Consider the following 10478-nt stretch of genomic DNA (forward strand, 5'->3'; position numbering starts at 1 on the left):
CGTCGGCGCGGGTGTCACCGCGGCGGTGGTGGGCGCCGCCGCCACCGTGGTGAAGGTGGCCGGTACGCACCTGCCCGCCGCCCACCACCGCGCGGGGGCGGCCGGGCAGCCGGGCGGCCCGGAGCAGCTGCGGCTGCAGTGGCTCACCGCGCTGGAAGTGCGGGGCATCCGCCCGTTCCTCGACCAGCAGCGGGTGCTCACCGCCTCCACCGGGACGAAGAGGAGCGGCGGCCCGGCGCTGCGCGGCACGGACAAGAGCGCGGCGGCCCGCCGACGGTCGGTGCTGGAGCAGTCGTTCGGCCATCTCCCGGACGCCGACGGCCCGTTCGCGGGGCGCCGGGCGGAGCTGGGGCGGATCAGGCAGTGGGCACAGGCGGCCCGGGCGGCCACCGAGACCCGGCCGACGGTGGTCGTACTGCACGGCGCGCCCGGTTCCGGCCGGACCACGCTCGCGGTGCGGGCCGCGCACGAACTGCGGGACCACTTCCGCGGCGCGGTGGTGGTGGACCTGCGCGGCGGCAGCCGGGAGGAGGCGCCGCTGGCCACCCGGGACGCCCTGCTGCACCTGCTGAACCGGCTCGGCGCACCCCGGGAACAGCTGCTGTTCCGGGAGCGTTCCTCCCCCGACCAGCAGGTCAAGCGGCTCGGGGAGCTGTACCACCGGCACCTGACCGGTCTGCCGGTGACGATCGTGCTGGACGACGCCTCCGACCCGGAGCAGGTACGCGCCCTGGTCCCGGAGCGCTCCGACAGCCTGGTGCTCGTGACCAGTCGTACGGCCCTGGAGCTGCCCGCCGACCTCCAGGCGTGGGTGCACGACCTGCCGGTACGGGAACTGGACGCGGCGGGCGCCGAGGAGCTGCTGACCGCGGCGGCCGAGGACGCCTCGGGACCGTACGACGCCGAGTCCGCCGGACGCGTCCACGAGCTGTGCGGGGGGCTGCCGCTGGCGCTGCGGGTGGCCGGCTCGGCCCTCGGCCCGCGGTCACCACGGCAGCTGGCCGCCGATCTCGGCGCCTACGGCCCGGTGGACCCGGTGGAGCGGGCACTGTGGCTGCGCTACACCGACCAGCCGGAGCCCACGCGCCGGCTGCTGCGCAGGCTCGCCCTGGCGGGACGGGCATCGCTGGGCGCCGCGGCGGCTGCCGCCCTGCTGGCCACCGACGAGGCGGAGGCCACCCGGCATCTGGTGGTCCTCGCCCGGACGGGGCTGATCGACCATGTGCGCGGGAGCCGCTACCGGCTGCACGACACGGTGCGGGCCTTCGCCCACGCCCGGCTGCTCGACGAGGAGGACCCGGCGGAGCGCGCGGCGGCGCAGGAACGGCTGATCGTGAACTACGCGGAGCTGGCCGACTCGGTGCTGCGCCTGGTCGACGGGAACATGTCGACGCGGTCGAACCAGTTCGGCTCGCACGGCTTCCCCTCGCTCGACGAGGCGCTGCGCTGGCTGGACGACGAGTCCAGCTTCATCACGGCCGCCCTGCGCCAGGCGGAGGGCGTGGACCAGGCGGCGGTGCTGAACCTGCTCGGCGCGCTGTGCGACTACTGCCTGCTGCGCGGCGACCTGTACCGGCTCGGTGAGATCAGTGAGCTGGCGCAGTCGGTGGACCAGGGGCTGCTGGTGCGCTCGGTGCAGTGGCGCACCGGTATCGCGGCCCGCCAGCTGGGCGAGCTGGACAAGGCGCGCACCACGCTGACCTCGGTCGTGGACCTGTACCGGGAGGCACACCACGACGCGGGTGCGGCCCGCGCGCTGTGCTCCCTGGGGATCACGCTGCACCACCAGGGCAACCTCCCGGAGGCGGCGGCCAAGCTCCAGGAGGCGCTGGACCTCCAGGCGGCGCCGGAGCTGGCGACGGACCGGGCGTGGACGATGCACGCGCTGGCGGCGGTCCAGCGGGACCGGGCCCGGCTGGCGCAGGCGCAGGACCTGCTCGCCGGCTCGCTGGTGCTGCACCGGGAGGGCGGCTCGGTGCACGGCGAGGCATGGGCGCACTTCCAGCTGGGCCAGCTGGCGCTGCGGCTGGGGGACGTGCCGCGCGCGGAGACGGAGCTGCGGGCCGCCCTGGAGCGGTACGGCCGGACACGGGACGCCCGCGGGGAGGCGTGGGCGCTGACCCAGCTGGCCCGGGCCCGGCTGGAGGCCGGCGAGCCGACCGCCGCCGTGGACGGCCTGCGTCAGGCGGTCGCCCGGCACCGGGACAACGAGGACGCGCGTGGTGAGGCGTGGACGCTCTACCACCTGGGGCAGGCGCTGGAGGAGACCGGTGAGCTGGACCTGGCGGTGCGCGACCTGGAGCGGTCCCGGACGATGTTCTCCCGGATGCGGGACGTGTACGGCCTGGCCTGCGCCCGGCACCACTCGGCGCGGGTGACCCGGGACCAGCGGGCCGCGCAGACGGGCTCGCTGCGCAACTCCGGGTTCGCCCGCCAGCTGCTGACGGACGCTCGCGCCGACTTCCAGCGGATCGGTGTCGCCCACGGCGAGGCATGGACCTGCCTGGAGCTGGCGGTGGTGGACGCGGGCAACGGCCGCACCGGGCAGGCGCTGGGTCTGTGCGACGAGGCGCTCACCCTGTTCGCGTCCTACGGCGACCGGCGCGGTGAGGACTGGGCCCGGTTCCTGCGCTGCACCCTGCTCCCCTACGCGGCGCCGGGCGGGACGGAGGTGGGCACGGCGGTCGCCCAGGAGGAGCTGGCCCAGCTGGCCCGCGCCACGCATCCGCTGCGCGACGAGAAACTGGCCGACTACGTATCGGCGTACGCCCTGCTGCTGGAGCGGGGTGTGCGGCTGGAGGACGGCTGGCAGGCATGGCGGCTGCGCATGACTCCGGACCGCCACGCCCGCGAGGTGATGGGAGTGGCGGTGCCCGCGGACAGGTGACCCGGGGGTCGGCCCCGCTGTGCCGCTGTGCCGGGGAGGCCGCCGCGCCGGGGGTCGGCCCCGCTGTGCAGGGGAGCGGGAGGCCGCCGCGCCGGGCGTCAGCCCCGCTGTGCCGGGGAGCCTTCCTGCTTCCCGGCCCGCTCCTCCTCGGCCTCCGGGGCCTCCTTGAAGTCGACCTTGCGCATGTGCTTGCTCATCGACTTCATCAGGCCCCACACGGCCAGGGCCATCACCGCGAAGACGATGAAGCCGAGGACCCCGGGGGTGACCTTGTTCTGGTCGACCTCCTTGGCGAGGGGTACCAGGTGCGTCACTGCCAGGCTCACGCTTGCGCTCATGTCAGGCATTGTCCCGGATGCCCGCGAAGAGGTCGTCCTCGGGGATGGAAGTTCCGACGAGGGATTTGGCCAGTTCGTACTCCTCGGTCGGCCAGACCTCCTTCTGGAGCTCCATCGGCACCTTGAACCAGCCGCCGTCCGGGTCGATCTGCGTGGCGTGGGCGATCAGCGCCTTGTCGCGGATCTCGAAGAAGTCCGCGCACGGGACGTGCGTGGTCAGCGTGCGCTCGGTGCGCTCGATCTCGCTCCACCGCTTGAGCCAGTCCCCGTACGGCGACTCCAGGCCGCGGTCGAGCATCGCCTGGTGCAGCGCCTCGGTGCGGGGGCGGTTGAAGCCCTGGTTGTAGTAGAGCTTCAGCGGCTGGTGGGCGGCCCCGAACTCGGCCTCCGGATACTTCTCGGTGTCCGCCGCGCCCTCGAACGCCACCATGGAGATCTTGTGGGTCATGATGTGGTCGGGGTGCGGGTAGCCGCCGTTCTCGTCGTAGGTGGTGATCACCTGGGGGCGGAAGGAACGGATCTTCCGCACCAGCTCACCGGCTGCCTTGTCGACGTCCTCCAGGGCGAAGCAGCCCTCGGGCAGCGGCGGCAGCGGGTCGCCCTCCGGCAGGCCGGAGTCGACGAAGCCCAGCCACTCCTGGCCGACCCCGAGGATCTCGCGGGCCTCGTCCATCTCCTTCTTGCGCACCTCGTGGATGTGCTCCTCGATGTACGCGTCGCCCTGCAGCTTGGGATTGAGGATGGATCCGCGCTCTCCGCCGGTGCAGGTCACCACCAGCACGTCCACCCCCTCGGACACGTACTTCGCCATGGTGGCCGCACCCTTGCTCGACTCGTCGTCGGGGTGCGCGTGAACGGCCATCAGTCGCAGCTGGTCAGTCAAGACTCAATCCTCGGTAAGTCGGCGCCCCGGTGTCTTCGGGTGCGATCGGCGGCTTCTATAGTGACCGAATCGGGGGGCGAATAATTCCGCGGAGAGGACGATCATGAGTACCGCGAGCACGCCGCTGCCCGAGGGCCGCTACGGTCGCCCCTCGGACGAGCGCGCCGACCGCAAGCTCAAGATCGCCGGTTCCGTGCTGGGTGTGGCGCTGCTCGCCCTGCTCGGCTACTTCGCCTACCACTATGTCGCGCAGAACGAGATCAGCGGCCAGGTCATCGCGTTCAAGGCGTCGGACGACGCGGTCGAGGTGCATCTGGAGGTCCGCAAGGACGCCGGCGCCTCCGGATACTGCACGCTGCGGTCCCAGTCGGCCGACGGCGCCGAGGTGGGCCGCGCCGACTTCCGCTTCTCCGGCCCTGCCACGCGCATCGACCGGGTCGTCACGCTCCGTACGACCGCGGAGGGCACGACGGCGGAACTGCTGGGCTGCCACACCGGCTGACGCCCGGCGGACACTCTTCGGCATCACCCGGAATGCGTAGGCTCCGACCTGCGTTGATGCGATTCTGATGGCTTATGTCCTCCCCCTTCCGCTCGTGAATTGTTAGGCTCGTGGTTTCGCCCATCCAAGAGGGAACATGCTTCTGGGTAGGGCGATGCTTTGTATCCCCAGTACCGACGAGGAGCACCCTGTGACCCAGACCAGCGAGAACGTCACCTGGCTGACCCAGGAGGCGTACAACAAGCTCAGGGACGAGCTTGCGTACCTTACTGGTCCTGCGCGCACGGAGATCGCCGCCAAGATCGCGGCCGCGCGTGAGGAGGGCGACCTGCGCGAGAACGGCGGGTACCACGCGGCGAAGGAGGAGCAGGGCAAGCAGGAGCTTCGTGTGCGCCAGCTGACCCAGCTCCTCGAGAACGCGAAGGTCGGCGAGGCGCCGGCCGCGGACGGTGCCGTCGCGCCGGGCATGGTCGTCACGATCGCCTTCGACGGCGACGAGGACGACACGCTGACGTTCCTGCTCGCCTCCCGCGAGTACGCCAGCTCCGACATCGAGACCTACTCGCCGCAGTCCCCGCTCGGCACGGGTGTCATCGGCCACAAGGTCGGCGAGGACGCGGAGTACGAGCTGCCGAACGGCAAGAAGGCATCCGTGCGGATCCTGAAGGCCGAGCCCTACACGGCCTGACCTCTTCCCGGTCCGCTCACGGCCCCCGGCAGCCCTTGAGGGCGCCGGGGGCTTCGTCGTGCCCGCGAACCCGGCGTGCGGAGCGGCTTCCCCCCGCCCGCTCGGGTGCCCCTGCCCCGTCAGGCGGTGGCCGAGCGGTACTTGCGCACCGCGAGGGTGCGGAAGACCGCGATGATCAGCACCGAGTAGATCAGTGAGGCCCATACCGGGTGCGCCATCGGCCAGGCGTGCGAGCCGGACCGGCCGGGATCGGCGAACAGCACCCGGGCCGCCTGGACGGTGGCGCTGAAGGGGTTCCATTCGGCGATGTGCCGCAGCCACGGCGTCATGTTGCCGGTGTCCACGAACGCGTTCGACAGGAACGTCACCGGGAAGAGCCAGACCAGCCCGCCGGAGGTGGCCGCCTCCGGGGTGCGTACGGTGAGGCCGATCAGCGCGCCGATCCAGGTGAACGCGTACCCGAGCAGGAGCAGCAGGCCGAAGGCGGCCAGGACCTTGCCGGCGTTCGTGTCGCCGTCGGAGCCGACCCGCCAGCCGACCAGCAGCGCGACCATGGCGAGCACCAGCAGTGTGAGCGCCGTCTGCACCAGGTCGGCGAGGGTGCGGCCGGTCAGCACGGCGCCGCGCGCCATGGGCAGTGAGCGGAACCGGTCGATGAGGCCCTTGTGCATGTCGTCGGCTATGCCGGCGCCGGATCCGGCGGTGGCGAACGTGACGGTCTGCGCGAAGATGCCGGCCATCAGGAAGTTCTTGTAGTCGAGCGCGCTGGTGCTGCCGCCGATCTTCATGGAGCCGCCGAAGACGTAGGTGAACAGCACGACGAACATGATCGGCTGGATCAGCCCGAAGATCAGCATCTCGGGGATCCTGGACATGCGGATCAGGTTGCGTCTGGCGACGATCAGCGAATCGCGCAAGGACCGGCCGAGGGGGTTGCCGGACGCCGTGACGGGCCCGGGCTGGGTGACGGCGCTCATTTCGCGGACTCCTTGGCGTTCTGCTCGTCCTGTTCGGCGGTCTGCGCCGCATGCCCCGTCAGGGACAGGAACACGTCGTCGAGGGTGGGGCGGCGCAGCCCGATGTCGTCTATCTCGATGCCGCGCTGGTCCAGCTCGCGGATGACCTCGGCGAGCAGCTTGGCGCCGCCGGTCACGGGCACGGTGAGCTTGCGGGTGTGCTCCTCGATCGCGGTCTCGCCCTTCCCGAAGCCGCGCAGCACCTCCGCGGCGGTCGCGATGTGGCCCCGCTCGTGCACCACGACCTCGACGCGCTCGCCGCCGGTGCGGGTCTTGAGCTGGTCGGAGGTGCCCTTGGCGATGACCCGGCCGTGGTCGACGACCGCGATGTCGTGGGCCAGGTGGTCGGCCTCTTCCAAGTACTGCGTGGTGAGCAGCAGCGTCGTACCGCCGGAGACGAGCTGCTTGATGACCTCCCACAGCTGCTGGCGGTTGCGGGGGTCGAGGCCGGTGGTCGGTTCGTCCATGAACATCACCGGCGGCGAGACGACCAGGGCCGCGGCGAGGTCCAGCCGGCGGCGCATGCCTCCGGAGTAGGTCTTGGCGGGGCGGTCGGCGGCGTCCGCCAGATGGAACTGGTCCAGCAGTTCGCCGGCGCGGGCCTTGGCCGCCTTCGCCCGCATCTGGTACAGCTGCCCGACCATCTGCAGGTTCTCGCGGCCGGTGAGGTATTCGTCGACCGCCGCGAACTGGCCGGACAGGCCGATGGAGCGGCGCACGGTGTCGGGGTGCCGCAGGACGTCCACGCCCGCGACGACCGCCTTGCCGCGGTCGGGGCGCAGCAGGGTGGTCAGGCAGCGGACCGTCGTCGTCTTGCCGGCGCCGTTCGGCCCGAGCAGGCCGAGGACCGTGCCCTCGGGCACATCGAGGTCGACGCCGTCCAGAGCCCTTACGTCTCCGAAGGTCTTGACCAGACCTTCGGCATAGATGGCGCCTGGCATGTCTGTCTCCACGTCGTCGGGGATCCGGTGCGGACTCTCCGCAGAGGCCGGGTGTGCGCGCCCGCGTACGCCTGCCCCCTCTCGCGGTTGCGACCGCCCCTGGCACCGGGCGCGGACGGGCGGCCGGCGAACACGTGAGAACCATAACGCGATGTATCGCGTCTCTCAATAGTCTTCACCCGGGTCTTCACCCGAACGAGTCGCGAACGTGCAGGGGGCGACGACGGCGCGCGGCTGAGGTGCGAGTGGCTGCGGTGAGCGGCTTCGGTGAGCGGGGTGACGTGAGTGGCTTCGGTGAGCGGGGTGACTGAGTGGCTTCGGTGAGCGGCGTGAGCGGCCTGCGGTGTGCCGGTGGCGGCCGGCGATGAGAAGCCTGAGCGGCCGGCGGTGTGCCGGTGGGCGGCCTGGGGTGGGCGGCCTGGGGTGGGCAGGTGGGCGGCCGGCGACCTGTGGTCTGCGGGTGAGCGGTGTGGCGGGCCGTCCGGTCGTCAGTCGATGACCGTGTAACCGGCGTCCCGCAGGGCCTGGCCGACCTCGACGCAGTGCTCCGGGCCCATCGTCTCCAGTTGCAGTTCCACCTCGACCTCGGAGAGCCCGAGCCGGGGATCGGTCCGGACATGGCTCACGTCGAGGACGTTGGCGTCGACCTCCGACAGCGATCCGAGGAGCGTGGCGAGCGCACCCGGCCGGTCCGTCAGCCGCAGCCGCACCGCCAGGTACCGGCCCTGCGCGGCCATGCCGTGCCGCAGGACGCGCTGCATCAGCACCGGGTCGACGTTCCCGCCGGAGAGCACGGCGACGACCGGTCCCTCGAAGGCGTCCGGCGCGCCCATCAGCGCGGCGACCGGGCTCGCCCCGGCCGGTTCCACCACCAGCTTGGCCCGCTCCAGGCAGAGCAGCAGCGCCGCCGACAACTGGTCCTCGCTGACCGTACGGACCTCGTCGACCAGCTCGCCGACGATCCCGAACGGCACCGTGCCCGGCCGCCCCACCTTGATGCCGTCGGCCATCGTCGCCGGGGCGCGCAGCGACACCGGGCGCCCGGCGGCGAGCGAGGGCGGGTAGCAGGCGGCCCCCTCCGCCTGCACGCCGACGATCCTGACCTCCGGGTGAAGCGCCTTCACCGCCACGGCGATACCGGCCGCGAGTCCGCCGCCGCCCATGCCGACGACGATCGTGCGCACGTCCGGGCACTGCTCCAGGATCTCCAGGCCGACGGTCCCCTGGCCGGCGATCACGTCCGGGTGGTCGAAGGGGTGGATGAACACCGCGCCGGTCTCGGCCGCGTACTCCTGGGCGGCGGCCAGCGTCTCGTCGACCACCTGGCCGTGCAGGCGCACGTCGGCGCCGTACTCCCGGGTGGCGCTGATCTTCGGCAGCGGCGCGCCCTTCGGCATGAACACCGTCGAGTGCACGCCGAGCAGGGACGAGGCAAGGGCCACGCCCTGCGCGTGATTGCCGGCGCTCGCCGCCACCACGCCGGCCGCCCGCTCCTCCGGCAGCAGCCCGGCGATCCGCACATAGGCGCCGCGCAGCTTGAACGAGCCGGTCCGCTGGAGGTTCTCGCACTTCAGCTGCACCGGCGCACCGACCAGCCGGGACAGGTACCGGCTGCCCTCCGTCGCCGTCACCCGGGCGACGCCCGAGAGCATCTTCTGGGCGCCCCGCACGTCGTCGAGCGTGACGGAACGCAAAGGGCCGGCCGTGCGGTAGCTCATGACTCCAGCATCGCAGTTCACGATTGCGCACGGCGGGTGTGACCAAGCAGCGAGACCGGTTTGCGCAGCGCCGGTACGGTCCGGCGCCGGGCCGCGTACCCTGTCCCCCAACCCAGCAGCCCTTCATGAAGCGAGCCTCCGGCCATGCCCACAACACCTGAAATGTCGATGGACATGACGACCGTCGGTGACACCGGTCTTCTCGACACCCTCCAGCACGAGGTGGCGGTGTTCGCCCGGCGTGCCGAACAGACGCGGCTCGGCGGTGTCGGCCAGGTGCGCAACTCCATGGACCGTGCCGCGTACCTGCTGCTCAACCGCCTCGACAACGAGGGCCCGATGGGTGTCAAGGCGCTCGCCGCGAGCATGGGTATCGACTCCTCCACGGTCACCCGCCAGGTGGCGCCCCTGGTCGACACCGGGCTCGTGAAGCGCACCTCGCACCCGGAGGACGGGCGCGCCGTGGTGCTCCAGCTGTCGCCGCGCGGTGCCGCCCGGCTGGAGGAGGTGCGCTCCTCCCGGCGTCAGCTCATGGCCGAGCTGACACACGACTGGGCGCCGGAGGAGCGCGAGCAGTTCTGCACGCTCCTCACTCGCTTCAATCACGCGCTGTCCGCGCGGATGACGGTGCAGGGCGGGCCGACGGCGGAGCAGCCGCCGGCCTCCTGAGCCGCACCACCCCTCTCACGGACGCCCGCGGTCTCGCGGACGCCCGCGGTCTCGCGGACGCCCGCGGTCACAGGGACGCCCGCGGTCACAGGGACACTCGCGCTCTCACGGACGTCTGCGGCGGGTCTCAGGGACGCCCGCGGTCTTGTCGACGCCCGCAGTCTTGACCCCGGGCCGCCGCTGGCCTCAGATGAGACCGGGCCCGGACGGGGCCCTGTCACGGGGAGGCGTGGTGCGTGATCGGCAGCTGGCCCGCGGTGCCCGCCGGGTCCGGGAGTTCGAGGCGTTCGTCGCGGGCGCGGCGGGGCGTCTGCTGCACGCGGCCACGCTGCTCACCGCTGAGGCGCCGGACGCCAACCCGCGCGCGCGACGCCTGCTGACGCTCGCCCTCGCCCACACCTACGCCCGCTGGGACCGGCTGCGCGGCGAGGACCCGTACGACTGCGCCCGCCAGCACCTCGCCACCCGCTTCGCGCGCAGCACCTGGCACCGGTACGGCTTCCTCGGCCGGGCCCGGCCGGACCCCCGCGGTCCGCTCGCCGCGCTCACGCCGCAGGAACGGCTGGTGCTCGTCCTGCGGCTGTACGACGGTGTGGCCGAGGAGCAGACGGCGGCCCTGCTCGGTCTGCCCGTGGAACGCGTCCACGCCGTCTGCGACCGCGCGACGGCGACCGTGTTGCACCCCGCCCCGCAGTCGCCCCCGCCTCCGCCTCCGCCTCTGGTGAGCAGAAGGGTGGCGCCGTCATGAGGCACACCGCCGTACCGAGCCGACCGCGCCGCCGCCCCGCGCGCGCACGCGGCCTCTTGCCGGGGCACGCGGGCCGGCGTGCGGGTGA

The 10478-nt window shown here is 72.4% G+C and carries 10 protein-coding genes; 5 read left to right on the forward strand and 5 right to left on the reverse strand.

What is annotated here, in order from left to right:
• Window positions 1-2887 (forward strand): tetratricopeptide repeat protein (locus GT045_RS03935; protein WP_161333299.1); only part of this gene is annotated, 2887 nt, incomplete at its 5' end.
• Between the two features lie 98 nt (window positions 2888-2985).
• Here GT045_RS03935 and GT045_RS03940 read toward each other — a convergent pair.
• Both GT045_RS03940 and mca read right to left on the reverse strand, forming a co-directional pair.
• Window positions 2986-3234, reverse strand: a complete 249-nt coding sequence (locus GT045_RS03940) for a hypothetical protein (protein ID WP_161293730.1) — start codon at window positions 3232-3234, stop codon at window positions 2986-2988.
• Entirely contained in the window at window positions 3227-4087 is an 861-nt protein-coding gene (gene mca / locus GT045_RS03945) for a mycothiol conjugate amidase Mca (RefSeq protein WP_161293735.1), read from the reverse strand. Before mca ends, GT045_RS03940 begins: the two co-directional genes overlap by 8 nt.
• Window positions 4088-4211: 124 nt before the next feature.
• Here mca and GT045_RS03950 point away from each other — a divergent pair, with 124 nt between their 5' ends.
• Together GT045_RS03950 and greA are read left to right on the forward strand one after the other, a co-directional pair.
• Window positions 4212-4610 carry a DUF4307 domain-containing protein gene (locus tag GT045_RS03950; protein WP_161293728.1) on the forward strand — a complete coding sequence of 133 codons (399 nt, stop codon included), beginning with the start codon at window positions 4212-4214 and terminating at the stop codon, window positions 4608-4610.
• Between the two features lie 190 nt (window positions 4611-4800).
• Window positions 4801-5298: a transcription elongation factor GreA gene (gene greA / locus GT045_RS03955; protein WP_161293726.1), complete on the forward strand. Its 498-nt coding sequence runs from the start codon at window positions 4801-4803 to the stop codon at window positions 5296-5298.
• 119 nt (window positions 5299-5417) lie between these two features.
• Here the strand turns inward: greA and GT045_RS03960 are convergent, their stop codons facing one another.
• The 3 genes from GT045_RS03960 to ilvA form a co-directional block, all read right to left on the reverse strand.
• A complete protein-coding gene (locus tag GT045_RS03960) occupies window positions 5418-6275 on the reverse strand; it encodes an ABC transporter permease (protein ID WP_161333300.1) in 858 nt (285 codons plus the stop codon).
• Window positions 6272-7255 carry an ATP-binding cassette domain-containing protein gene (locus tag GT045_RS03965; protein WP_161333301.1) on the reverse strand — a complete coding sequence of 328 codons (984 nt, stop codon included), beginning with the start codon at window positions 7253-7255 and terminating at the stop codon, window positions 6272-6274. Before GT045_RS03965 ends, GT045_RS03960 begins: the two co-directional genes overlap by 4 nt.
• Before the next feature lie 488 nt (window positions 7256-7743).
• The gene (gene ilvA, locus GT045_RS03970) at window positions 7744-8973 is read right to left on the reverse strand and encodes a threonine ammonia-lyase (RefSeq protein ID WP_161293720.1); all 1230 of its coding nucleotides are present in this window, start codon (window positions 8971-8973) and stop codon (window positions 7744-7746) included.
• Between the two features lie 162 nt (window positions 8974-9135).
• Here ilvA and GT045_RS03975 point away from each other — a divergent pair, with 162 nt between their 5' ends.
• Window positions 9136-9642, forward strand: coding sequence for a MarR family transcriptional regulator (locus GT045_RS03975; RefSeq protein WP_202515951.1), 507 nt, complete (start codon window positions 9136-9138; stop codon window positions 9640-9642).
• A 232-nt stretch (window positions 9643-9874) separates the two neighbouring features.
• A complete protein-coding gene (locus GT045_RS03980; protein ID WP_345942536.1) occupies window positions 9875-10390 on the forward strand; it encodes a sigma factor-like helix-turn-helix DNA-binding protein in 516 nt (171 codons plus the stop codon).
• Window positions 10391-10478 lie beyond the last annotated feature (88 nt).

Source organism: Streptomyces sp. SID486 (genome assembly GCF_009865385.1).
Taxonomy (GTDB): domain Bacteria; phylum Actinomycetota; class Actinomycetes; order Streptomycetales; family Streptomycetaceae; genus Streptomyces.